The sequence below is a fragment of the Lactobacillus sp. ESL0246 genome, from assembly GCF_003692965.1.
Classification (GTDB): domain Bacteria; phylum Bacillota; class Bacilli; order Lactobacillales; family Lactobacillaceae; genus Lactobacillus.
This window is the reverse complement of record NZ_REHC01000014.1, coordinates 54,715-78,873: the sequence shown is the minus strand read 5'-3', so window position 1 is coordinate 78,873 and position 24,159 is coordinate 54,715. Positions and strand designations below refer to the sequence as shown.

General features: G+C 33.6%; 25 protein-coding genes and 1 pseudogene. 19 read left to right on the top strand and 7 right to left on the bottom strand.

What is annotated here, in order from left to right; all coding sequences use genetic code 11:
* The 4 genes from F5ESL0246_RS07840 to rbsU all read left to right on the top strand — a co-directional run.
* A partial coding sequence (locus tag F5ESL0246_RS07840; RefSeq protein WP_147441037.1) for an IS3 family transposase occupies positions 1-185 on the top strand: 185 nt, incomplete at its 5' end.
* Between the two features lie 799 nt (positions 186-984).
* Complete coding sequence (rbsK, locus tag F5ESL0246_RS07835) at positions 985-1,899, top strand: ribokinase (RefSeq protein ID WP_122019401.1); 915 nt, start codon at positions 985-987, stop codon at positions 1,897-1,899.
* 25 nt (positions 1,900-1,924) lie between these two features.
* On the top strand, positions 1,925-2,320 hold the full coding sequence (rbsD, locus tag F5ESL0246_RS07830) for a D-ribose pyranase (RefSeq protein ID WP_122019398.1): 396 nt from the start codon (positions 1,925-1,927) through the stop codon (positions 2,318-2,320).
* Positions 2,321-2,333: 13 nt separating this feature from the next.
* Positions 2,334-3,221: a ribose/proton symporter RbsU gene (gene rbsU / locus F5ESL0246_RS07825; protein ID WP_122019394.1), complete on the top strand. Its 888-nt coding sequence runs from the start codon at positions 2,334-2,336 to the stop codon at positions 3,219-3,221.
* A gap of 343 nt (positions 3,222-3,564) precedes the next feature.
* Here rbsU and F5ESL0246_RS07820 read toward each other — a convergent pair whose 3' ends face one another.
* Positions 3,565-3,795 (bottom strand): hypothetical protein, encoded by a 231-nt coding sequence (locus tag F5ESL0246_RS07820; RefSeq protein ID WP_122019390.1) that lies wholly within the window; start codon positions 3,793-3,795, stop codon positions 3,565-3,567.
* A 156-nt stretch (positions 3,796-3,951) separates the two neighbouring features.
* Between F5ESL0246_RS07820 and F5ESL0246_RS07815 the strand changes: the two genes are divergently transcribed.
* From F5ESL0246_RS07815 to F5ESL0246_RS07765, 12 genes are all read left to right on the top strand, one after another.
* A complete protein-coding gene (locus F5ESL0246_RS07815) occupies positions 3,952-5,268 on the top strand; it encodes a PTS sugar transporter subunit IIC (protein ID WP_122019383.1) in 1,317 nt (438 codons plus the stop codon).
* Positions 5,252-6,115: an alpha/beta hydrolase gene (locus F5ESL0246_RS07810; protein WP_122019380.1), complete on the top strand. Its 864-nt coding sequence runs from the start codon at positions 5,252-5,254 to the stop codon at positions 6,113-6,115. The genes F5ESL0246_RS07815 and F5ESL0246_RS07810 overlap by 17 nt, the downstream gene beginning before the upstream one ends.
* On the top strand, positions 6,112-8,643 hold the full coding sequence (locus F5ESL0246_RS07805; protein WP_122019377.1) for an AAA family ATPase: 2,532 nt from the start codon (positions 6,112-6,114) through the stop codon (positions 8,641-8,643). The genes F5ESL0246_RS07810 and F5ESL0246_RS07805 overlap by 4 nt, the downstream gene beginning before the upstream one ends.
* A gap of 205 nt (positions 8,644-8,848) precedes the next feature.
* Entirely contained in the window at positions 8,849-10,927 is a 2,079-nt protein-coding gene (locus F5ESL0246_RS07800) for an ATP-dependent Clp protease ATP-binding subunit (protein ID WP_122019374.1), read from the top strand.
* A gap of 140 nt (positions 10,928-11,067) precedes the next feature.
* Positions 11,068-11,754: a hypothetical protein gene (locus F5ESL0246_RS07795; RefSeq protein WP_158593161.1), complete on the top strand. Its 687-nt coding sequence runs from the start codon at positions 11,068-11,070 to the stop codon at positions 11,752-11,754.
* Positions 11,755-11,935: 181 nt separating this feature from the next.
* The gene (locus tag F5ESL0246_RS07790) at positions 11,936-12,142 is read left to right on the top strand and encodes a hypothetical protein (RefSeq protein ID WP_122019366.1); all 207 of its coding nucleotides are present in this window, start codon (positions 11,936-11,938) and stop codon (positions 12,140-12,142) included.
* Positions 12,143-12,363: 221 nt separating this feature from the next.
* Complete coding sequence (locus F5ESL0246_RS07785; protein WP_122019362.1) at positions 12,364-13,011, top strand: hypothetical protein; 648 nt, start codon at positions 12,364-12,366, stop codon at positions 13,009-13,011.
* A gap of 14 nt (positions 13,012-13,025) precedes the next feature.
* Entirely contained in the window at positions 13,026-14,021 is a 996-nt protein-coding gene (locus tag F5ESL0246_RS07780) for a hypothetical protein (protein ID WP_122019359.1), read from the top strand.
* Positions 14,022-14,175: 154 nt separating this feature from the next.
* A complete protein-coding gene (locus tag F5ESL0246_RS07775) occupies positions 14,176-14,463 on the top strand; it encodes a hypothetical protein (protein WP_122019355.1) in 288 nt (95 codons plus the stop codon).
* 24 nt (positions 14,464-14,487) lie between these two features.
* Positions 14,488-14,892: a hypothetical protein gene (locus F5ESL0246_RS08405; protein WP_233551620.1), complete on the top strand. Its 405-nt coding sequence runs from the start codon at positions 14,488-14,490 to the stop codon at positions 14,890-14,892.
* Positions 14,879-15,718, top strand: coding sequence for an MFS transporter (locus F5ESL0246_RS07770; protein ID WP_233551619.1), 840 nt, complete (start codon positions 14,879-14,881; stop codon positions 15,716-15,718). The genes F5ESL0246_RS08405 and F5ESL0246_RS07770 overlap by 14 nt, the downstream gene beginning before the upstream one ends.
* 177 nt (positions 15,719-15,895) lie before the next feature.
* Positions 15,896-16,504 carry a recombinase family protein gene (locus F5ESL0246_RS07765; protein WP_122019352.1) on the top strand — a complete coding sequence of 203 codons (609 nt, stop codon included), beginning with the start codon at positions 15,896-15,898 and terminating at the stop codon, positions 16,502-16,504.
* Positions 16,505-16,672: 168 nt separating this feature from the next.
* Here the strand turns inward: F5ESL0246_RS07765 and F5ESL0246_RS08550 are convergent, their stop codons facing one another.
* On the bottom strand, positions 16,673-16,759 hold the full coding sequence (locus tag F5ESL0246_RS08550) for a putative holin-like toxin (RefSeq protein WP_369916880.1): 87 nt from the start codon (positions 16,757-16,759) through the stop codon (positions 16,673-16,675).
* 379 nt (positions 16,760-17,138) lie between these two features.
* Entirely contained in the window at positions 17,139-17,780 is a 642-nt protein-coding gene (locus tag F5ESL0246_RS07760; protein WP_122019349.1) for a hypothetical protein, read from the bottom strand.
* 219 nt (positions 17,781-17,999) lie between these two features.
* Between F5ESL0246_RS07760 and F5ESL0246_RS07755 the strand changes: the two are divergent.
* Positions 18,000-19,028 (top strand): annotated as a pseudogene (locus F5ESL0246_RS07755) (branched-chain amino acid aminotransferase); the annotation flags it as partial.
* A gap of 329 nt (positions 19,029-19,357) precedes the next feature.
* On the opposite strand, the gene F5ESL0246_RS07750 reads toward F5ESL0246_RS07755, so the two are convergent.
* Positions 19,358-19,879: a DUF2812 domain-containing protein gene (locus F5ESL0246_RS07750; RefSeq protein WP_158592806.1), complete on the bottom strand. Its 522-nt coding sequence runs from the start codon at positions 19,877-19,879 to the stop codon at positions 19,358-19,360.
* A gap of 1 nt (position 19,880) precedes the next feature.
* Entirely contained in the window at positions 19,881-20,207 is a 327-nt protein-coding gene (locus F5ESL0246_RS07745) for a PadR family transcriptional regulator (RefSeq protein ID WP_199699528.1), read from the bottom strand.
* Positions 20,208-20,786: 579 nt separating this feature from the next.
* Here F5ESL0246_RS07745 and F5ESL0246_RS07740 point away from each other — a divergent pair.
* Complete coding sequence (locus F5ESL0246_RS07740) at positions 20,787-22,379, top strand: ABC transporter ATP-binding protein (protein ID WP_122019340.1); 1,593 nt, start codon at positions 20,787-20,789, stop codon at positions 22,377-22,379.
* A gap of 257 nt (positions 22,380-22,636) precedes the next feature.
* Entirely contained in the window at positions 22,637-22,882 is a 246-nt protein-coding gene (locus tag F5ESL0246_RS07735; protein WP_147441432.1) for a hypothetical protein, read from the top strand.
* Positions 22,883-23,169: 287 nt separating this feature from the next.
* On the opposite strand, the gene F5ESL0246_RS07730 is transcribed toward F5ESL0246_RS07735, so the two are convergent.
* Together F5ESL0246_RS07730 and F5ESL0246_RS07725 are read right to left on the bottom strand one after the other, a co-directional pair.
* Positions 23,170-23,940: a class II aldolase/adducin family protein gene (locus F5ESL0246_RS07730; protein ID WP_122019336.1), complete on the bottom strand. Its 771-nt coding sequence runs from the start codon at positions 23,938-23,940 to the stop codon at positions 23,170-23,172.
* 3 nt (positions 23,941-23,943) lie between these two features.
* Positions 23,944-24,153: a hypothetical protein gene (locus F5ESL0246_RS07725; RefSeq protein WP_122019332.1), complete on the bottom strand. Its 210-nt coding sequence runs from the start codon at positions 24,151-24,153 to the stop codon at positions 23,944-23,946.
* Positions 24,154-24,159 lie beyond the last annotated feature (6 nt).

Here is a 24,159-nt window from a genome sequence, read left to right as displayed (position 1 = left end):
TAATGGAAGGCTTCTTTGGCATTTTAAAGAGAGAAATGTTTTATGGGTTTGAAAAAAATTTTAAGAATCTAACTGAATTAGAACAGGCGATCAGAGAATATATCGATTATTACAATAATGAAAGAATAAAAATAAAATTAAAAGGACTAGCCCCGATAAAATATCGGGAACTAGTCCTAAGTTAAAGTTTAATAATCTGTCCTAATTTTAGGGTTCAGATCACTTTAGGAAAATCTTGATCTATTATTTTTTCTTAAAATAGCTCTTTCTTCTCTGCATTTCTACTCCAATATTGGCTTAAATTCATCATCATAAATATTAAACTAATATCGGTTTCTACTTTTTCTTTCCGCGTATTGGAATTAGGACAAAGAGTAGGATCTTGAGCATCATTGTTGGATGGTAAGCTGGTCTACCAGTATTTGGCCTGTGATATGATTTTGATACATGAAAAGCATACCTTTTTTGTGATGAATTAATAATATCAATACAGTGAAATGTAGACTAGTATGTTAGTTAAGTTGTCAAAGGTGTCGAAAAATTACTGAAACTGGGAATTTATTTACGAAGATAATTAAGAGCGGCGCAATTTTAGAGCCATAAATTTCTTGTAAGTATTTTATCTAACCACCATCTTCTGTAAAGATAGTGGCAAGTTCTGTTACGCTTAAAATTCATTCAGCCATTGAAAGAATTTAAATTGCTTAGTGGCTAAACGAGAATGCTTAGCCAAGCATTCTGCGTTAGTGCTGAAACACTAGCGATTAAAAAAGCCTTGCTGCCAATCATGATGCCCATAATGGTTACCAAAGCAATGAATAATGGGAGTTGTCTTTTTATAAATTACACCTTTACTGAATAAATAACTTCAATAGTTATGATTTAAACTGGTATAAAAAACTTAAATTACGATTTGGAAGCGGTTTTAAGTATGCTATAATTTTGACGTAGGCTAATTTAGCAAATTGCCGAAAGGAGAAAAAGATGAACAAAGTTACAGTTATTGGCAGCATTAATCTTGATACCAATCTGCGTGTTGAGCGCATGGTTAAGCCGGGGGAAACTATTCATGCTAAGGAACATTATTCAGCCGCTGGTGGTAAGGGTGCCAATCAGGCAGTGGCAGCTGCGAGGTCGGGTTGTGTGACTAGCTTTATCGGGGCTGTTGGTGATGATGCACCGGGTACCGAGATGTTAGACTTGCTTAAACAGGAAAAAATTGATATTTCTGGAATTACTACGATTAAGAATGAGTCAACTGGTCAAGCCTTTATTTCGGTTGATGATGAAGGGCAAAACTCAATTACGATTTATGCTGGTGCCAATTATGATTTTCATGTCAAGGATATTGATAAAAAAAGCAAATTGATTTCTAGCAGTGACTTTGTGATTGCGCAATTTGAAACTCCGGTAGAAGCAACAATTAAGGGGTTTGAAATTGCTCGTGCTAATGGGGTCAAGACAATTTTAAACCCTGCGCCAGCAATGGCTAAGATTCCGGCAGAGTTGCTTAGGTTAACTGATATGATTGCACCAAATGAGACAGAAGCTGAGACAATTACCGGAGTACATGTTGCTGATAAAACTAGTGCTCGCCAAGCTGCCGTTAAATTGCATGAGTTAGGTGTTAAGGCAGTAATTATTACGATCGGTTCAAAAGGTGCTTTTTATGATTTTGACGGGCAGAGCGAGTTGGTCCCAGCATTTAAGGTCAAGGCAGTTGACACGACTGCTGCTGGGGATACTTTTATTGGTTCCATGTCTAGTTTATTAAAACCAGATTTTTCTAACTTGCATGAGGCGATAATTTTTGCCAACAAGGCATCATCATTAACAGTGCAACGGTATGGTGCTCAACCATCAATCCCATACAAGAAAGAAATCGATCAAGTTAAGTAGTCTTGATAGTAGAAAGTGAAGCAACATGAAAAAAACAAAGGTAATTAATTCAGATCTGTCACGTGTAATTGCAACAATGGGTCATTTTGATAAATTAGCAATTGGTGACGCGGGCACGCCAGTTCCTAAGGGCACAGAAAAAATTGACTTAGCCGTAACTAAGGGAATTCCTAGTTTTATGGATGTCTTAAACAATGTGCTTGAGGAATTAGAAATTCAACGAATTTTTTTAGCTAGTGAAATTAAAACGGAAAATCCCGAAATGTTGGCTAAAATTAAAAAGCGTCTACCAGACACACCAATTGAATTTATTACTCATGAGGAATTAAAGGAAAGCCTGAAGGACTGCAAGGCTTTTGTTAGAACTGGTGAAATGACGCCATTTGCAAATATTTTACTTGAAAGTAACGTTGTTTTTTAATTAGGAGAAAAAATTGAATACAACAGCATTATTAGTTGGTCTAGGCCCACTTTTGGGCTGGGGGTTATTTCCAACAATTGCTTCAAAAATTGGTGGTAAACCTGCTAACCAAATCTTGGGAACGACTTTAGGAACTTTTATTTTTGGTTTAGTTTATGCCCTTATCGGTGGTTATACAATGCCAACGGGTTCGGCATTATTATTGTCGATTATTTCCGGTATTGGTTGGGCCAGCGCGGAAATTGTTACCTTTATGTCGTTTGGCTTGGTTGGCTCATCGCGGGCAATGCCAATTACGACAGCCTTTCAATTATTAGGTGCTTCATTATGGGGTGTCATTGCTTTAGGTAACTGGCCGGGGATTCCTGCTAAAATTATTGGGACAATTGCTTTAGTGGCGATTATTATTGGTGCCTATATGACAGTTTGGTCTGAAAAAAAAACCGCGCAAAAGTCAAGCTTACTGAAAAAAGCGACGATTTGGTTGTTATTTGGTGAAATTGGTTACTGGGCTTACTCAGCAGCTCCACAAGCAGCGCACGTTGATGGTCAACACGCATTTTTGCCGCAAGCAATAGGGATGTTATTAACAGGAATTGTTTATGGCATTTATGTTGCAATTAAAAATAAAGATGAAAACCCGTTTACGGAAATTGTTTCTTATAAACAAATTTTTGCTGGTTTCTTTTTTGCCTTTGCAGCTTTGACCTACCTGATCTCGGCACAGCCCAACATGAACGGACTAGCTACTGGTTTTGTTTTATCGCAGACTTCGGTTATCTTAGCGACATTGACTGGTATTTGGTTTTTAGATCAGAAAAAGACTAAGAAAGAGATGGCAGTTACGATTGCTGGGTTGGTGATTATTTTAATTGCTGCTGCGGTAACAGAATTTGTCTAACTAAAAACAAACGAAAATAAACAACTAATAAAAGAAAAGTTGCTAGGAAAAACCAGATACTAAAATGATGCTCAAGATCCTACTCTTTGCCCTAATCCAATACGCGAAAATAAAAAAGTAGAAACCGATATTGGTTTAATGTTTATGATGATGAATTTAAGCCAATATTGGAGTAGAAATGCAGAGAAGAAGGAGCTATTTTAAGAAAAAAATAATAGATCAAGATTTTTCCTAAAGGAATACTTGATCTAATTTTAGGTCTAAAAAGCTAGTTTTCCCGATACTTACTTTTAGTTTAAGTTAAAAAAAGCAGGATGTTTCCTGCTTTTTTTATGCTAAATACTTATAAATTTAGATCATCAATATTGTTTGGAAATAATCTACCAGAATAATTTGAACTTGTATTATCATTTTCACGAAGTGCTTCTTTGATCTGGCTGGAACTCAGATGATCAATTAAATATGCTTTTAATGCTTTATTAGTTAATGTATCCAAGTCAATATCATATGTCTTTAAATATTTTGCTGCCAGCTTTTCAACTTTTTCATTTAACTCGATTTTTCTTTTACTCATTTTTTCACCCTCTAAAAATTAATTCTATTATAACATTTTATGTTTATCTAATAAAAAAATAATAAGAGTAAACTATATGTGAAGATTGCTGAAAAATCATAAAGAGAGTATTATTTTAATTCAAATATATAATTAGAATTAAAAGGGGATTGGCAAATGTTAGATTATGCAGCTAGATTTATATTGAAAATTCGTTCGAATCCCTTTTTTAGAGCTATTCAGCGAACACTTGTTATGCTGATGCCAATTGCGGTGCTAGGTTCGTATTTTAAACTGATTCTTGACTTGATTTTCTCACCAGAAGGTATGGTTTACAATATTTTTGGGCTAGATAAAATTATCCCAGATCATTTATGGTATGCGGGATTATTTGTAAGCCGAGGAATGATTGAGGTAACTTTTGGTGTATTTGGAGTTTATGCATGCTTTTTTATGGCACGTTATACAGCTCATATTTATCATAAAGATGCAACTTTAGCGGGCTTGACTAGCGTTATCATTTTACTCTTTTGTTCTTATGGGTCTACAAGTGGGCAGCGATCAGGGAATGTGTATTCTTCTGGAATACTCCAGATAAACTCTGTCTTTATTTCTTTAGTTGTGGGTTATATGGTAGGACAAGTTTTCCACTTACTAGGTAAAGAATATTTACCAGTAAAAGTAGAAAGTACTAAAATTATTCGACAACGTGCATGGGATGCATTGCTACCAGCAATGGTTTCACTGAGCATAGGAATTATATTGGGTATAATTATTTATGAATTACAATTAAAAGTCATAAATTCTGCTAGTTTCAGCGAAATAGTTAGTCGTGTTCAAACTACTAATAATATTGGTGAAGTTATAATTTTGACAATTGTGATCACATTTTTGAATTGGATCGGTATTGGTTTTCCATTAAGATCAATCGGTGAATCACTTAATAATGCATACACAGCTGAAAATATGACAGTTGCTTTTCAACATGGCAGTTCATGGAATGTTCCATATAAGTTTTTAGGTAGTTCATTAATAAATAGCTATGGAGTAATGGGGGGAGCAAGTATACTTTTAGCGATCATAGTTTTGCTTTTGCTACAACATAATAATCCCGAAATTGAGGCAATAGCCAAGGTTAATCTCTTGCCAGCTGCTTTTGGTTCAACAATTGGATTGGCCGTTGGTCTGCCTATATTGCTGGATCCAATTTTTTTACTTCCCAGTATGTTAATCCCAATAATTAATATACTATTGGCAGCTGGAGCAATCTATTTCCGTTTAATTCCAGTTTGTGTATACCCAATTTTGAAAGGAACCCCTGGAATTTTAATTTCATTTTTTGGGACAAATGGTAACTGGTCTGCTTTGTTTTTTACGATTTTGTTATTCATACTAGATATAGCAATGTTATGGCCTATCATTAAGATTAATGATCTAGTAAATTTAAAGCTAAGATCCAAGGAAGGGAGGACTATTAATGCACAAAAATCCTAATTTTAAATGGTTAATGTTATTATTACTAATATTATTGCTTCTAGCTGTTCCCAGTTATGTTTGGATGAAAAAAGAAAATAATGCGCGTGCACAAAGAAGTAAATCGCAACTTTCTCCCGTAATTATGGTTCCAGGATCAAGTGCAACGACGGAACGCTTTAATGAACTAATTGACCTACTTAATCAATCGTCGGAAAATCATCATAGTGTGATGAAAATCACTGTTTCACGTGAATCAAAATTGTCCTATAGCGGCACAATTGGGAAAAATGATTTAGAACCGTTTATTATTATTGGCTTTGCTAATAATAAAGATGGGTATGCAAATATAAAAAAACAGGCAACTTGGCTTGATACAGCCTTTGACTCACTGATGCATAATTACAAATTTAATAATTTTAAGGCTTTTGGTCATTCTAATGGTGGGTTGATTTGGACTTATTGGTTAGAACATTATTATTCACAGTACAATGGTGAAACTAAAATGAAGCGTTTATTAACGTTGGGTACTCCGTATAATTTTACAGAAACAAACACTGATAATCGTACGCAGATGTTGGCTGATTTTGTAAAGAATCGTTCAAAATTACCAAAAAATTTGAGAGTTTATTCTTTATCGGGGGGTAAAGATTATGACTCCGATGGAATAGTTCCCGAAAGTAGCGTGGCTGCAGGAAAGTTCATTTTTCAAAATCAGGTTAAAGCATATACAGCTATGACAGTAACTGGTAAAGAAGCAGATCATTCCGATTTACCACAGAATAAGCAGGTAGTGCAAACTATTCGACAATATTTGCTTCACCAGTCTAGAAAATTTGAAAATAAAGGGAAGGATATTCAAAAGTGAGATATCAAAAACAGCCTACGCATATCGAAGTAATTGGTGGTCGTGTTAATAATTTAAAAAATATTAATGTTGATATTCCCTTGCATCAATTTGTTGTAATTTCTGGGCTTAGCGGATCTGGTAAGTCCAGTCTCGCAATGGGAATTTTGTATTCCGAAGGAGCAAGACGTTATCTGGATTCCCTTGCAACTTATACTCGTCGCCGAATTAGTCAGGTGGGGAAAGCAAATGTGGATGAAGTAAAGCATATTCCCTCAGCACTGGCTTTAAAGCAGCGACCGACGGTTCCTGGCATACGTTCAACAGTTGGAACAGTAACGGAAATTTTTAATATTCTGCGGCTGATTTTTTCACGGTTGGGGTCACCAGTTTGTCCGAATGGCCATCGTCTTATGCCAACTATTAAAATTGCGCAAGCGATGGATTTAAGTGGTGAAGCAATGGGACGAATTAACTGTCCCGTATGTGGAGTCCAGTTTTATGCTTTTAGTGCTGAAGACTTCGCCTTTAATTCAGATGGCGCATGTCAAACTTGTCAGGGATTGGGTCAGGTAGAGCAGCTTGATGACAAAAAAATTGTTGTCGATGAAAATTTATCTTTAGAAAATGGGGCAATTGCAACTTGGCAAATTCCAGGTCGTAATTGGATGTGGCGCATTGCTCGTGAACTTGGAGTGAGAACTGACGTTCCTTACCATGAATTAACGACTAAAGAACGAGAAATCGTCTTACATGGACAAGAACGTAAAGTACCAGTAGATATCCCAACTTCAACAGGACGTGTCTATCATTTGGATGCTCTATATGAGAATGCTTATAATGCAGTAATTAATTCGCGCAAAACAACTAAATCTGAACGTGGACTTGAGCGTATCAATACTTTTTATCACTTTAGTACCTGTCCGAGGTGCCATGGTTATCGAATTGATCCGAGCCGCTGGCAGCAATTGGTTGCTGGGAAAAGCATTGTGGCAGCTGAACAATTAACGTTGGGTGAGTTACCACAATACTTAGACAAAATTAAACAGGAATTACCCATAGAAATGCAAGATTTAGCGGAAAATCTGTTGGGCGAATTATTGCATCAAGTTACACCATTATTAAAATTAGGTTTAGATTATCTAAGTCTTGATCGACCTGCCAATAGCTTGTCAACCGGTGAATTACAGCGAATTCAACTGGGGCGAACTTTAAGAACGGAAACTACTGGTGTACTCTATGTATTGGATGAACCATCGGTAGGATTACATCCGGCTAACATAGACGGATTAATTGATATTTTTCATGAGCTTATTAATCAGGGGAATTCTTTAGTAGTTGTTGATCATGAAACTGCAATTATTGATGCGGCTGATTGGGTAATTGAAATTGGTCCAGGCTCTGGCAGTCAAGGCGGACAAGTTATTTCTCAAGGAACGCCCAATCAGCTTAAACAAGATTCAAATTCATTAATAGGACCATATTTAACCGGAACTGCACAGTTGTTAGTGCGGGAACCAGCTTCAAAACAGCAACTCTTTAAGCAAGGTAAATTAGACTTTACGGTTGACCATCATTTTAATCTTAATAATGTTCATGTCCAAATTCCGCTGGGCAAAATGACGGCGGTTACTGGTTTCTCTGGAGCCGGAAAAACTACATTAATTCTCGATGCTTTGCTTCCGGCCTTAAAGGCACAAAAAGCGCATAAAAGCACTCCAAGCTGGGTTACAGATTTATCTGCAACTGGGATTAATAATGTAGTCAGTGTTGATTCTACTCCTGTAGGTAAGAATCAGCGCTCAACGGTTGCAACTTATACTGATATCATGAATAATTTACGCCAATTGTATGCACGTCAGCCATTAGCCAAGCAGTTACATTATCCAGCTTCGTACTTTTCATACAATAATAAGCAGGGAGCATGTCCAGCTTGTGGTGGTAGTGGCGTGATTGCACTAGACATACAGTATTTACCCGATATAGTTGAAACTTGTTCTTTATGTAATGGTCATCGCTATAATAAAGAAGTTTTACGAGTTAAATGGCATAACCTGAGCATTGCTGATGTACTCGCTTATTCTGTGGATGAAGCTTTAAACAAGAAGCTATTTAAGGGTGAACCCAAAATCTTGCAAACAGTGACCACTCTGCATGAAATGGGATTGGGGTACCTACACTTAGGCGAAGCGACTCCTGCATTATCCGGTGGAGAAGCGCAACGATTAAAATTAATCAAGCATTTGCATCGCCAACAAAAGGGAACTTTGTTTGTTTTTGATGAGCCCACAGTTGGCTTACATCCACAAGATGTGAGAACTCTGCTAAAAGTCTTGCAAAAATTGCTGGATCATGATGCAACCATTATTACTATTACCCACGATTTAGATATGATGGCAAATAGTGATTATATGATCGACTTGGGACCACGAGGTGGAAAAAATGGTGGTCAAATTATAGCTGATGGTACTCCTCGTGATATTCTCCCAAATCAGGCAAGCCTAACAGCAGGATATTTGCAAAAACATTTAAAATTATATCAAAAATAATCTTAATGCTTTAAGGATAATCAATTAATGACTATCTTTAAAGCTTTTTCTATTTAAGATTGATCTTAGACTTAGTTGTGGAAAAATAAGACATATCTCTTGCACTCTGTGGATAACCTGCTAAAATATAAAGTATAAGAAATTAGCACTCAAAGCTTTTGAGTGCTAATAAATAATTTATAACTTATGTAAGGGGTGGCTATATATGACATATTTTGACAATGAATTTGATAATTTGTTTAATGAATTAAACAATTCTTTCTTTAATGATAGTAATAATAGTAACGGATCAATTCCAATTCATTATTCAGGCAGTATGAATATGGCACCGCAAAATCTGAACACTAATGGTCAAGCACAACAGAAAAAGCCTATCGGTGTCGATCTAGTTGAACAAGCCAAAAATAACAAATATGATCCAGTGATTGGACGAGACGAACAGATTCAAGAGGTTATTGAAATTTTAAGTCGGCGCAAGAAGAATAATCCAGTGCTAATTGGACCGGCTGGAGTTGGTAAAACGGCAATTGTTGAAGGGTTAGCCCAAAAGATTGCTCAAGGCGATGTTCCCGAAAAGATGAAGGATAAGCATATCATTGCAATTAACATTAACGATATGGTTGCAGGTTCTAGTTTGCGGGGTAGCTTTGAAGAACGCTTGAAAAAAGTAATTGATGAAGCTAAAAACAACCCTAATATCATTCTATTTATTGATGAATTGCATAATATTGTTGGCGCAGGGTCAACAGATTCGGAAAATAATAGTGGTGATGCCTCTAATATTTTAAAACCAACTTTAGCTAGCGGTGACTTAAACCTAATTGGTGCAACGACGACAGGAGAGTATCGTCAAATTGAAAATGATGCGGCTTTGGCAAGACGTTTCCAACCAGTTGATGTGCCAGAACCTTCTACTGATGTAACGGTTAAAATTTTAGAAGGTCTTAAGAAAAAATATGAGGACTATCATCATGTTAAATATAGTGATAGTGCTTTACGCTTAGCAGTCGAATTGTCACAGCGTTATATTCAAGGACGTTATCTACCGGATAAGGCAATTGATTTAATTGATGAAGCTGGAGCGAAGAAGGGGCTTGATGCTGTACCAAATGATGAAGTAAGTCTGAAAAAACAGATTAAGCAATTAGAAAATGAAAAAACTTCTGCTGCACAAAATGAAGATTATGCAAAGGCGAGTGAACTCAAGAAACGAATTGAAAAATTACGTGAGCAAATGGATCATTTAGACCAAGCTTCAGTTCCGCGTGTGACAGACCAGGATATTTATGCTTTAATTGAAACTAAGACTAAGATCCCAATGAGTGAATTGCATGCAAGTGAAGGGCAGAAGAACCTTGACTTAGCCGAAAAATTAAAAGCGACTGTAATTGATCAAGATAATGCTATCGAAGTTATTACGGATGCAATTGCCCGCAAACAAGTTTTTAAAGATAATAATCGTCCTACTGGCTCGTTCTTACTCACTGGTCCAACCGGTGTTGGTAAAACAGAACTAGCTAAACAATTAGCAATTCAATTGTTTGGTGGCGAAAATCATTTAATTCGCTTAGATATGTCGGAATATCAAGATCAAATGGCCGTGAATAAGCTAATTGGGTCAGCACCGGGATATGTTGGCTATGGTGAAGGTGGTCAATTGACCGAAAAGGTACGTCACCAGCCATACAGTTTAATTTTATTTGATGAAATTGAAAAAGCTAATCCTCAGATTTTTAATGCTTTATTACAAATTATGGATGATGGTCGCTTAACAGATGCGCAAGGGCGAACTGTTTCTTTTAAAGATACGATTTTAATCATGACCTCAAATGCTGGCTACACTGATAACCTACTCAAGGATGGTCAAGCTGATCATGATAAGTTGGTTAAGGCACTTGAAGCATATTTCAGACCAGAATTTTTGAATCGACTGGACGCAATTGTTCCATTTAATTCGCTAACGCAAGTTGATATGACAAAAATTATTGATATCTATCTAAAGAAGATGGCTCATGTTTTAGCTAAAAAAGACGTCAAGCTGATAGTTTCACCTGAAGCAAAAACTTATTTTGCACAAAAAGGCTATGACAAGAAGTTTGGTGCAAGACCTTTACGTCGAGTTGTTGAACAGGAAATGGAAACGCCAATTGCAAAATTATTAATGAAATCACCGGATACTAAGGAAGTTAACTTTACGGCAGATGGTGCCCATGTGTACTTAAATGGGGATGCCATTATTGATATTAATGTACAACCTGTAGATAAGAATAATCACGCAAAATAAAACAGAATAATTTTAACAAGTTCAAAAACCCTCTAGATTTAATTTAGAGGGTTTTTGATGCCTAAATTAAGAGTTTTATAATTTATAATACAGTTTGGTATGAAAAATTTATCTCTTGCTTATTTAACGCTATTAAAAAGATGATAATTCATGTGAAAACAGTTGTGATCGCTTTTTTGTTTTCTTTTATGTTTTATTCCAGTCTAGCAATCTTTAATGCTTTAATATTTCAAGCAGCGGATACTATGGCTAATATCGTCATTCATGATAAGCAGACAATGTTAAGCAATCAACTTAATTTAACTTCTGTGCCAGAATTGCAGAAAGCCAAAATGGAGTGGAATAAACGCCAAGAAAAAATAAACGTCCGAAAAATTACTGGGAATTGGCAAGGTAAAGAGGTGTCTATCAAGACCAAATGGGGCGACCATAGTTTTACCGAAAGCGAGTTAACACAGCTTTTTGCGAATAAAACAATCACAATTAATACTGAACGGGGCCAAGTTAGCGGCAAATTAGCAGAGCAAACGTATAAAGGTAATAAATTTTTTGGCTTTAAGCCAGATTTACCAGATAAAGCACAAAGTGAAGACTATGTTACTGGTACATTTGTACCAACAAATAAGCAAGTGAGCTTTAAAAAGCAATTTGGGACGCATATTTTTACGCCAGAAGAACAAAATCAATTGTTGCAGGGCGAAGAAATCACTGTCCAGGCTACTAGTAAGAGCGGCAAGCCTTATGCAGTAAAGGGGCAGCTCAAAAATTACGTCTATAAGGGGAAGCGTCATTTTGGCTTTAAAGCAAAATTTAATAGAAAGAAGTGATTATTATGGTGCGAAAACGTATAATCATGGCAAAAATCAAATTTATAATCGAGTACATCTAATGGTCTAATCAATTTCTACTAGTTTTAGTTAAATCACTTGATTTATTTAAATCGTAAGCGTTATAATTAATTTAATATTTGAAATAAATTAAAATATTGGTATTGGATAAGGTAAAACAATGAATAACATGACCAATATAGTAAGTGATGGCATTAGAAGCTCTAACAGTATTGTTTCGCCAGCTATTATTTATTTAAAAAAAGCTTTGAAATTAAATATGAGTGAAATTATGGATGAAATTCTATCTATAAAAAGTAACAATGTCAAGCTATTATATTCGGTTAAAGCATGTAGCAATTCTGAAGTAATCAAATACTTAATCTAAGTATGTATCTGGTTTTAGCGTTTCTTCAACTGAAGAATATAGATATATTAAGCAATTTAAAAACAAATTGATTTCAGCTACTGGATTTAATTTTAGTAATTACTTATAAATAAAGATACTATATTTTACTTTAATTCAATAGAGCAATTACAAACCTTTCTAAAATCAAATGAATATAAAAAAATTGCAATATTGGAATCAGAATAAAGGGAATTAGAACTATGTTTTCAAATAAGAGTTTTTACTCAAGATTTGGGTCTTCTATTTCACAATTAAAGGAAATAGAGCTATTAAAAACTCAGTATAACTTTAAGATAACTAATATTCTAATTCATCAAGAAAACAAAGTATTCTATGATCACTCTAGCCTAAGTATATTTATAAATAAAATTCTAACCCTTGATATTTTAAAACATGTCACAACCATTAACTTAGGAGGAGGTTGGGATAATCTCTTTTTAAAAAAGCAAATTGCTAAATTTATTACTTATCTAAAAATACCAAGTAAATATTCTATTTTTATAGAGCCTGGTTCTGTAATTGTAAGAACAACTGGTATTCTTAAAGCTAAAGTAATAGATCAAGAGATAAATGGAAAATTTAGAAATGTTGTTCTGAATACTTCCCAATTTAATGATAGTTCATGGTATGTTCCCAGAATTATAGCTAGTAATAGTATAAAAAATTCACCAAAAATGAAAACTTTTATATATGGAAACACATGTTATGAAAATGATTGTTTTGGATACATTGATGATTCTCCTCTTTCTATAGGAAACACCGTGTTTTTATATCCAGTTGGAGCATATTATTTTACTACTCATAGAGAATTACATGGAATAAAATTTCCACGAGAATATTTTTTATAATCATAGGTTTAAAAATGAATTTATATAAAAACCAACTTCAAGAATTTAATGATCTTAGTGACATACAAAGTGATATGGGGTTAACAATTTCCAGCAAAAAATTAACTAGTCTAGATTTAGTAGGAAATGAAAAGATTTTGGTTAATTTTAATAATGCCATTAGACAAGAATGGATAAAAAAGATAAGTGAAACCACTTCAAAGATTTATAAGTCTACTCTTTGGGGTACAACCATAAAAGATATTCAAAATTTTAACTACCATTTTTCTTACGAGACTTTATTGAATGATGAAAATGAATTTGCAGAGTTAATGGGATATTCAATTAATGGAATGTTTAATAAAACTTTTCTATTCTCAAGTGGCATGAATACAATTACAAGCCTTCTCTTTTGCTTAAATAGTTTTTTAAAGAATAACTTGGAAATTCAGGCTAGCGTTGGTTATTATGAAACAAAATATTTTTTAAAGATATTAGCTAGTATGGGAATTAAAATTAATTTAGACTGGAAATTAAATAGTACTTCAAATGTATTCTTTTTTGAACCAATAAAGTATGATACTTCATTGTCTGTTACAAATATAGAAAAATTGATTTTATCAATTAATACATCGAAAGCTAAATTGAAAATTTTGATAATGGATTCATCAATGCACAATGTAACAAATCTATTAGAAAATATAAAAAACAAGATTTCAAACATTGATAATATTATCTTTTTTGATATACGTTCTGGTCTTAAACTTGATCAAGAGGGTTTAGAACTAACCAATTTAGGCATTTGTACTAGTTTCGTCACTATACACAACAAACCGCTATTTACTATGATAAAAAACTATATTGAACAATACAAAGGAATAACCGGGAATAACCTATCTCTTGCCTCTTTATGTTTAAGCCATTATTTTAAAACATTAAAATCTAAAACATATTCTAGAAAAGTCCAAGATCAAGTTACATGGGCATGGGAAAAATTAAATCCCTTAAAGTCTAAGATAGTAAAAAAATAGTATGGAGCAAAGTTAATCTTTTCGATGAAATTTTCACAGTACCATTTTTATTTATAGAACTCAACAGCGACAGTGAAAAATATTATTTAAGTAATATCAAACAATTTCAAAAAGATATGCTCAAAAAAGGAATACCAATTGATTACAGAAACAGTTGGGGATTTTACAAAAAAATGGCTTTATCCAATCAAATGCTTTTGGCGAAACTAAGATTGCAGGACTATTTGCTACAGGAAGTGTAACTATGCCAATATCTGGAGTTCCAGAAGCAATATATTCAGCTCAAATTACAGGATTCTATGTAGGGCGTCTATTAAAAAAATATACTATTGCTGATCCAAGTGGTAGATTTCCTTTCTTTCCTCGAGAAGCCAACTGGGATTATAGCTTGCAACATGATATTGAAGAGTTAAGGCAGAGCAAAGATAATATATCTAATTAAATAATATTTAAGGACGGGAAAGTGTTGTTAAAAAAGAAATATTTAAACGTTTATAAGTTACTAGCTGGGCGAGTAGCAACTAATATTGCTGATAGTTTATTCTATATGGCGCTGCTTTGGTATTTCAAAGAAACTGGTCATTCCCCACTAATGGTAGCGCTAATTTTTTCAATTGAAGCTGGAATTGACATAATTTCATTTGGATTTGGTCCGTTAATTGATCGTCTATCCGTTAAAAAATTACTAAAATATTCAACTCTCATACAAATTATGATTAGCGTTATTATTGTTTGTGTACTAAACCTTAAGCAAAATAATGTAATCATTGACATATTTTTACTGCTATTATTCAGTATATCAACAACATTATCATCAATTATATATCCAACAGAATATAAATTATTGCCACTCTTTGTTGAAAAAAAATGATTTACTCCACTTCAATGGACTTTTTCAAATAAGCTATAAAATATTAGATTTGGTTTTAGATGGTATAACTACATTTGTTATTGCTACAACTTCTATTAGTGTAACTATTATTTTGTCGGCAGTTATCTTTGCCATTGCACTTTTTACCTATGCAAAAGTTCAAATTAATATACTTGCAAAAGATGTACTAAAAAGTGAAGAATATTTCACAGGTTCATATTTAAAGGATTTACAAATTGGTTGGATTACTTTAAAAAATGAAAGTAATATTATTAAATTGATGTTACCGTTATGCGTGGTTAACTTTTTCTTTGGTATTTTTGACATTGGATTACCATATTTTGCACAAAGTTATATACACGATTCGGCAATTGGTTACGGTGGTCTATTGATGGCATCCTCTCTAGGAAGCATATTAGGAGCATTTGTTATACAGCATTTTAAGTTAGGAAAAAAGAATATGGCAGCTTTTATTTCTTTCTGCTTTTTAGGAGCGGGGGTATTTAGACTTTTGGTTCCCTTAACTGTAAATGCTAGTGTAGTTTTCGCCTTGGTCAATTCTGCAATCTCTTCTTTATGGATTACAATGATGAACATTAATTTTGAAGCTCTAGTGCAAACCAGTTTTTCATCGGCAGTTTTAGGTAGAATTGATACTATCAATGATAGTTTACTTTCGCTAATGATACCATTAGGTACATTTGTAGGAAGTTGGATTATAGAAAAATTTGGTTCAATAAGCACACAATACGTTTATGGTATGGCATTACTAATTAGTTCAATCTACTATTTTAATGTAACGAGATATAGAAAGAATTCAAAATGAACTCATTCTTGAAATTTGTCTAAAATATAACTATTCTGATATCATAGATACTTGCGATACATTATATGTACTTTATATTAATGATCATTAGAGTACACTCTATTGTTTATATTAAAAATTGTGTTATACTAATTTTTATCAATGTTCATTAGACTGTGTTCAAAAAGGATTTGAAAAATGGCAAAAATTGGATATGCACGTGTTAGTACCCGTGATCAAAATTTAGATCGGCAAATTGAATCATTAGAAAAAATTCAAGTAGATAAATTGTTCTGTGACAAAATGTCAGGGGCAAACACTAAACGCCCCCAATTACAAAACATGTTAGATTATATTCGTGAAGATGATGTCGTAATTGTAACTGAACTTGATCGGTTAGGGCGTAATAATCAAGATTTGACTAAAATCATGGGTGCCATAAAGGCAAAAGGTGCAACACTTGATATTTTAAATTTTCCCTCCTTGCGTGGTATTGAAGACCCAAATTTGCGTCAGCTAATGAATAACTTAATTTTGGAATTATACAAGTATCAAGCAGAAAGCGAGCGTAAACGAATTAAGGAGCGCCAACGTCAAGGTATTGAAATAGCTAAAGCTGAGGGGCGTTATCATGGTAGAAAGCCTAAATATGATAAAGACAATCCACAATTGCAACACGCCTTTAAACTCTATCAAAGTGGTATGACTGATACTGCTGTCAGCAAGGTAACTGGAATTAATCGGATCACTTTCAAACGGTACAGAGAAAAATATGGAATTACTCAGTCAAGTTATTCCACAAAATAAAACTAAACGTGCTACAATATGACTGTAAAGAAAAAGAAGCCTTGTACGAACAAGACTTCTCTTCTGAATTTCAAGCAGCCGCTTTAAAGGCGGTTGGCAAAGTTATGTTTCAATCAAAAAGACCAATCCCATAACTCGCCAAAGTTATTGTTGGGACGGTCTTTTTGTTTACTTGTGTTTGTCGATATAAGTCAACAAGACAATAATAAACGTGGCGAATGCCAGTGCTAATTCTAGCGCATGATAAACGCTCAATGACTGTCAACCTTTCTGAAGAATTTCGTGCCATAAGCACCCTCTCCTTTCTTAGGAAAAACAGCCAACCGCCCTCAAAACAATTTGCTATTAATTCAAGCTTAGTTATAGCAAATATTGCAGTATTCCTAAATAACATTAGCCTTTAGTTTCAAACATAATGGTTTTTAGTTTTATTTAATAAGTGCCATTTTGTTAACAAATTCGTGTATGAAAAAGGGAATAAGTCTTGATATAAAAAACTTATTCCTTGAATTTTAAATAGCCGTTTTAATTTTGTTATACTTAACCTTGAAAGATTTGATTAAAGTTAATTTATTTGACCGTCAAAAAGTGAAAGGGAATTAGCTTTTCCCAGATTCCTTTTTGCCATTTTTCTTTACAAACTACCAATTAAAAGTGTAGGTATTTTGGCATAGCGCTCATCCTTAGACCATTGTTTTAATTCTTTTAGTGATTCACGTGCAAGTTTTCGATCTTTACCTTTTAACTTAGTTGTCGCTTTTTCTGCTTTTGCAAATTGCTTTAGTGCTGCTTGGGGATGGGCATCTCTAATTATCTTAGTTTCAATATTAATTAGTGCTTTCAGTGACTTTTTATGACCATTAACATTATCAATATCCGTTAAAAAGTTTACCCAAAAGCGATATTTACCATTTTGTGAAATGATATGAACAGCACTACCATTCTCAATCGATTTAGCTTGATCTACTTTAAATAACATTTTCTTTGCAACTATCTTTTTGGCATATTTTTTACTATAAGCTTGATGATCTATCCAGTTATCAGGATAGAGTGTTGAATATACACTCTTAGTTAGTCTAAAAACATAACCAGCCTTAGCTAATTTCTGTGACCAAGCTTGATCAATTGTTTCATCCTTTTTAGTTTCACTAGTAGTAGCAATTTTAGTATCTGGAACTATGTCTGACGCTTGAATGGTCCCATTAAAACTACTCAATACACTAGTACCAAAAAAAAGTAGAATAGCTACTTTACTTATTATTTTTCTCATCTTCATACTTTAATCCTTGATCTAATATTAATTTGTATTGGTTATATGTAATAAAAACATTTAATAATTTAATTATATGCTTTTAATTACTTAAATGTAAACATATGGGGTATGACTAAATAAAATAATCAAATTATCTTTACTGTCTATTGACATTAGGAGTTTTATAGCATAAATTAGTCAATAATTAAATTATAATTAAATAAATTAGCTAAGCAGGAGGCTTTTATGAAACAACGAGTAGAAGATCTTGATTGGAAAAACTTAGGTTTTGTGTATCGCGATTTGCCATATCGCTATGAAGCAAAATTTAAAGATGGTCAATGGCAGGAAGGTAAATTAGTCGAATCTTCAACTTTGACGCTGTCTGAAGGAGCTGAAATTTTACATTACGGCCAGGAAATCTTTGAAGGTCTAAAGGCTTATCGTAGAAAAGATGGTAAGATCAACTTATTTCGTCCGGAGCAAAATGCCCATCGCTTTACTTTGTCGGCTGAGCGCCTGGCGATGCCACCATTTCCGGAAGAGCGTTTTGTAGCTGCAGTTAAGCAAGTCGTTTTGGCTAACCAAGAATTTGTACCACCGTATGATAGTGGAGCCACCTTATATTTACGGCCATTCATGGTAGGAACTTCCAATGTTTTGGGCGTTCAAGCCGCCAATGAATATACTTTCCGTATTTTTGCCGTACCAGTTGGCGCATACATTAAGGGGTTAAATCCGGTGGCTTATATTGTCAGTGACTACGATCGGGCTGCTTATGCTGGGACAGGTCAAGCTAAGACTGCCGGCAATTATGCCAGTAGTTTATTGCCGTCAGTTGAAGCGCATCAAAAGGGTTATGCTGATTGTCTTTATCTTGATCCACGCGAGCATAAATATATTGATGAATTTGGCGGGGCTAATTTCTTTGGCATTACGCAAGAGGGGCAATTTGTGACACCTAAATCACCGTCGATTTTAATTTCCATTACTAAAAGATCACTGCTCGAATTGGCCAAAAAGCAAGGATTAAATCCAGTTGAACGTCAGATTACTTTAGAAGAGGCCTTTGGGATGAAAGAAGCTGGAGCTATGGGTACGGCTGCTGTTATTTCGCCAGTTGGGTCAATCACTTATCAAGGACAAAAGCATGTGATTTATAGTGAGGAAGAAACCGGCCCGATTACAACCAAGCTATATCAAGAATTGGTTGACATTCAATATGGTAATGAAAAAGGCCCAGAAGGTTGGGTACAAGAAGTTAGTGAATAAGGGAATAAAAGATGAGTACGTTATTGCTGTTTTATCATTCTCGCTTTTGAACTTTTACCAATAGACGACTCTTTGGCTTAATAAGCATAATCTAATCTATGTTATCCCTGTTTACTATAGTATATTGCTGATTTTAGTTTTGCTACTTTCCGTATTTGGTTTTACGAATGCTTTCCATTGATGCGACTATGTAATAGCAATCATTGCCTTTATTTATGAATGGCTTGTACTTTTTAAAAGTATTAGAAAAAATTAGGTATCTTAATAAAAAAATAAGCGGCAACGATTATGATGGTTGTCGTTTTTATTTACTGGCATAAATTAAAAAATTAACTAGCAATTAATTTTTTAATACGGATCGACAAAGTACTTAGTTTGAGTAGAAAAAATAATTCAAATAAGACAAAGAAACCTAAGCTAAAGTATCTTGCCCAGCCACTGTTGCCATTACTAATATCAGTCATGAGCAGTTGAATTAGTGGTAATGGAAATAGCATTGTGAGTAATATTTGTCTGCGAATGCGTTTTAAATAACTTAATTTGGAATCATTATCTGAATAAAGTTGAAAGTCTCCTTGAACTGCGGGACGCCGGAAATAGATCCATTGGCCAATTTGTGCAATTTTTTCGGCACCGGTCTCTTCAATAAAATTAATATAATCTTGTTGTTTCGTTTTAGAAGCTTTAGGATCAAGAAAATCAATGCGATAAATATACTTGGGCTTTTGATTAGTAAAATAATAGAGTAACCCCTTAATTTTGGTTAACTGCCAGCCAGCAGCTGCCATTTGATTAAGCCAAGTTTCTTCTTGTTTGTCACTAAAAAATAGCCGGAACTTCTTCTTTTCCAATTTAGTTATCCTCCATAATTTTGTGCCCATTATTTACCAATTCTTCTAATCGCTTAAGTTCATTGATTACAATTTCTTTTCCTTGGGAAGTAATAACATATTGTTTTTTGTGATCAAAGTTGTTTACGGGCAAGGCTTTAATCCATTGATTTTGCTCTAATTTACTCAGTGCACCATACAATGTACCTGCAGCTAGCATGACTCTGCCGTCAGATAGCTCAGCAATTTTCTTCATAATGCCATAGCCATGTAATGGTTTAAATAATGATAATAGGATGTAGTAATAGGCTTCTGTTAAGACGATATGTTCAGGATTCAAAATTGACACGATCCTTTTTTATTATCAGTATATCGGCATCCGATATATAAGTAAAGTATCAAATGAATTTTAGTAAGATATTTATAAAAACAAGAGTGTCTGGGAAAAAATATAGACCAAGAATTCCCTTTTGGAAAAACTTGATCTATTTTTTACTCTTTTAGTGCCTTTTTTTCAGACAATTTTTGTTTGTTCTTTTAATGTAATTGATCCAGTAAACGTAATCACGCAGCACTGCAAAGGCAGGCTAAGATCTAACTATTATGGAGCACTTTAAAAGTCTTTAAGATCAGGGCTTTATTAGTTTACTCGTGTTTATACTTGAAAAAATAAATTAAATATGATAATTTTATTAACAAAATTAGAGCAGCAAACATAATATAAAAGTAAGTTTATTGATAAGTCTGGAAGCAGATTTAAATCGCAAAAAAATTATTAATACTCCTCAATTAATTTATTTTTAGGACTAACTATGATAGAACGTTAGAGCCTAGCTTAAAGTTTAATAATCTGTGCTAATTATGGAGTTTAGATTAAGTGTTTTCCATTACATGAAGAGTGAGTTTGAAGCAGATTCGGGAGAAAATTATGGTATATAAATATTATTCACACTTTAAGTTTTTTTGCTTAAATATTTTTGGATTAATTTCCAGTATGCAAAATATTGTTATGGCGTATAGCATTGGCACATTGATTAATATGGCAACAGCTAAAAATTTTGACAGCATTCCCACTTTTATGGGTGAAACTGTCCTAATGTTACTGCTAGTTTTAGCATCGGCTTTAATTTTTGATTATCTTAAAGCAGATGCTGTTAAGCAGGTCAATACTGAGTTAAGGCTTAAAGTGATGAGGGGCATGCTTTTTGATGAGCAAGAAAATGCTTCTAATCTAGGTTTTTTAACTAATGATTTTAAACTTTTAGAAACAAATCGATATAATGCCGAAATAGAAATCTTGGTTTATTCATACACGGTTGTACTTGCTATGACGTATGCTTTGTATTTAAATTGGCAGCTCACAATAATATTTTTTATCGGTTCGGTTATACCAACAATTGTCTCCAGCTTTTTTCAAAAACCTATTCAAAATGCTGCACAAGCTTGGACAGATGCTAATGATAAATATGTTAGCCAAACCAAAAATTTGTTATCTGGTACTGCTACCTTTAACTTGTATGATAAGCAGGATAATGCGGTTAAACAAAACCAGCGTAAAGTTAATCAATTAGAAGAAAAATTAGCCAAGATGAATTTGCTTAATAATAATACTAATGCTTGTCTTAGCGCGATTGCAATTATTGGTACTTATTTACTGCCGTTTGCAATTGGAGTTGTATTAGTAATTAAAGGCCAGACTACTTTAGGAGCCCTTTTTGCAATAACGCAGTTATCTAATTCATTTGTAAATCCAATTTTACAAATTTTGCAGGAACGAAATAATCTGTCTACTACAAAGCCAATTGTTCAAAAGGTAAAGCAGTATGTACAAAAAGCAGATAAGGTGAAGCAGAACCAAACCGATATTCCGGCATTTAATGAACTGCAAGTACAAGACCTAGATTTAATGCGCCAGGATAAGGTGTTAGCACAACATATTAATTTTAATATTAAGTCTGGTCAAAAGATTGCAGTCATCGGACCTTCAGGATCAGGGAAATCTACCATGTTACAGTTTCTGATGTATGGTAAGTATGGCAACGCGAAGAAAATTATACTTGATCAGAAGGAAGTAGCAGCAGGATCATTTACTAAGTTGTTTGCATATTCTAGCCAGAGTGCGGTTATTTTCTCTGATACACTTTGGTTTAATCTGACTTTAGGTGCCAATATAGCTAAAGAAAAAGTTCTTGAAGTGTGTCAAGGACTGCAATTAGGTCAATTAATTGAAGAAAAAGGCTTTGATTATCAATTAGGTGATAATGCGGATCAACTATCCGGTGGCCAATTGTCCAGAATTGAGGTGGCACGGGCTATTTTGGCCAATCGCCCAATTTTATTACTGGATGAAATTAATGCTTCGCTTGATAAAACTTCGTCAAAGGCAATTCATCAATATATTTTTGATTCAAATTTTACTTTTATTGAAGTTATCCATCATTACGATCCAGAAGAACTACAAAAGTATGATGTAGTTGTTGACTTTGACCAATATCAATTTAATGGTAAACATAAGCTATAAAAAAGTTTTTAGAAATCTGTATTATCTAACATAGAAATAATTTTCTTTTAAATTTTTATGATGATTTTAAGATTTTTTATTTTGAAGGCTGTAAAATGAAGTTAAAAACTTTTCCTAATTAGAAAATAAAAAGTTCATAGGATTCTTTGGTAGATAGAATGAATTAAAATATAATTTAGTGCCAGCAGAGTCAGATTTGCTCTATCTTTATCGTTACTGCGCTACGACTGCCAAGCGAAAGTAAATTCTTAACTTACGTGAAAAAAGAAGAGATTGCGCGATATAGCAACTTGATCAGATTGCTAGAAAATGGCATTACAGTGGACAGTATGATTTTTATGATATGGAAAATGATCCTTCTGTCAGTGGCTAGCTTTAATAAACGTGCAATTAAAGTCTATCAGAGAGCAGGATTTAAAAAAGCAGGTTCTAAAATGCAAAAATCAAACGATGGGATATATGAATTTATTAACTTAACAAAAAGAATAGAGGATTGTAAATAATGAAGAATGAACTTTAAAGAACTTTTGACAAGTACTTTTCTAAATTTTCAAAAAAATATTTTTGAAAATTGTAATATTAAGTTTAACTCCTACATTAATTTGATAGATACAATCTAATTGGTGTTCAAATAAGACAAAGAAGCCTATGAATTTTAGTAAGATATTTATAAAAACAAAAAAATCTGATCAGTTGATCAGATTTTTTGTTTTTTTAAACTTAGTAGTTGCAATTTAATTTAATTTATTATATTGTCAAAGTAGTCAAACTTTATGAGAAGGGTACTTTTTTAATCGCCCTTTTTATTTTGGGCAATTTTTTTATTATAAAGTGCTTTTCCAGCTTTAACATCTTCCCATGTACCAATTTTAGTTCCTTCAGAATAATAACCATCCATTACACCGATTTGTTGAAAAACGGTTTGTTTGTATGCAACTTTAGCGTTATATTCGGTAATGTCAACATCTGCTAGAGATTTGTGTAGCGCAGTTATAGCATCCATATCCTTACCACCAGAAGTAAACAGTGTACCATGTGAATTTAATATAAATCCATTTCTTAAGGCTTTTGAACCAAGCTTTTTAATTTCAGTAGCAACGTACTGTGCTAAGTCTTCTGTACACATTGGGTGCCATGCCAATGTTCTAATTTCTTTCAACTTTTGGGTTGCTTCTGTCACATTAGGCATATTTAAGCCACTAGTTCCCCAAAACATACATTGATCTGCATGAGAGTGGAAAACACATTTAATTTCAGGATTAGTGTCATATATTGCTTCATGCATGTTAATTTCACGTGTAACTTTGCCATTTCCAGAAATCACTTTACGAGTGTGCGGTTCAATAACTAAAATTTGATCAGCTGTCAAGTATCCCATATAGGCTTCAGACATCATTGTTGGTGTCATGACATAATAGTTTTTTCCAGTTTCATCTTGAACTTTGATGCTGATATTGCCACCTACTATATTGGTATCACGTCGTTCCATAACTTCTCGGACAACTTTAGCTAGATCTTCACGCTCATATTCAAATGGAATTCTTCCTGCTGGATATTTCATAAATTATTTCCTTTCTAGTTTATTATTTTTGTTAAATATTTTTGTTTTTTTAGTGAATAAAGTATCGCTTCCTTTCTTATTAATTAATAGTCCGAAAATAATAACGAAAATATTTATCCAATAATTTTTTGAAATAATTGCTAGACTAAATAAACCAAAAGTAAGAAAAGATAAGCATGTCCAAAAAAACTTTTTATTCGATACTTTCTTCATAGCTAA

Excerpts from the sequence above, each read along its gene's own strand:
- F5ESL0246_RS07725 (WP_122019332.1), bottom strand. The coding sequence starts at position 24,153 with ATGAAGAAAGTATCGAATAAAAAGTTTTTTTGGACATGCTTATCTTTT.
- F5ESL0246_RS07790 (WP_122019366.1), top strand. The coding sequence starts at position 11,936 with ATGAATAACATGACCAATATAGTAAGTGATGGCATTAGAAGCTCTAAC.
- F5ESL0246_RS07760 (WP_122019349.1), bottom strand. The coding sequence starts at position 17,780 with ATGAAGATGAGAAAAATAATAAGTAAAGTAGCTATTCTACTTTTTTTT.
- F5ESL0246_RS07730 (WP_122019336.1), bottom strand. The coding sequence starts at position 23,940 with ATGAAATATCCAGCAGGAAGAATTCCATTTGAATATGAGCGTGAAGAT.
- F5ESL0246_RS07795 (WP_158593161.1), top strand. The coding sequence starts at position 11,068 with ATGATAATTCATGTGAAAACAGTTGTGATCGCTTTTTTGTTTTCTTTT.
- F5ESL0246_RS07800 (WP_122019374.1), top strand. The coding sequence starts at position 8,849 with ATGACATATTTTGACAATGAATTTGATAATTTGTTTAATGAATTAAAC.
- F5ESL0246_RS07785 (WP_122019362.1), top strand. The coding sequence starts at position 12,364 with ATGTTTTCAAATAAGAGTTTTTACTCAAGATTTGGGTCTTCTATTTCA.
- F5ESL0246_RS07765 (WP_122019352.1), top strand. The coding sequence starts at position 15,896 with ATGGCAAAAATTGGATATGCACGTGTTAGTACCCGTGATCAAAATTTA.
- F5ESL0246_RS07780 (WP_122019359.1), top strand. The coding sequence starts at position 13,026 with ATGAATTTATATAAAAACCAACTTCAAGAATTTAATGATCTTAGTGAC.
- F5ESL0246_RS07820 (WP_122019390.1), bottom strand. The coding sequence starts at position 3,795 with ATGAGTAAAAGAAAAATCGAGTTAAATGAAAAAGTTGAAAAGCTGGCA.
- rbsK (WP_122019401.1), top strand. The coding sequence starts at position 985 with ATGAACAAAGTTACAGTTATTGGCAGCATTAATCTTGATACCAATCTG.
- F5ESL0246_RS07810 (WP_122019380.1), top strand. The coding sequence starts at position 5,252 with ATGCACAAAAATCCTAATTTTAAATGGTTAATGTTATTATTACTAATA.
- rbsD (WP_122019398.1), top strand. The coding sequence starts at position 1,925 with ATGAAAAAAACAAAGGTAATTAATTCAGATCTGTCACGTGTAATTGCA.
- F5ESL0246_RS07815 (WP_122019383.1), top strand. The coding sequence starts at position 3,952 with ATGTTAGATTATGCAGCTAGATTTATATTGAAAATTCGTTCGAATCCC.
- F5ESL0246_RS07740 (WP_122019340.1), top strand. The coding sequence starts at position 20,787 with ATGGTATATAAATATTATTCACACTTTAAGTTTTTTTGCTTAAATATT.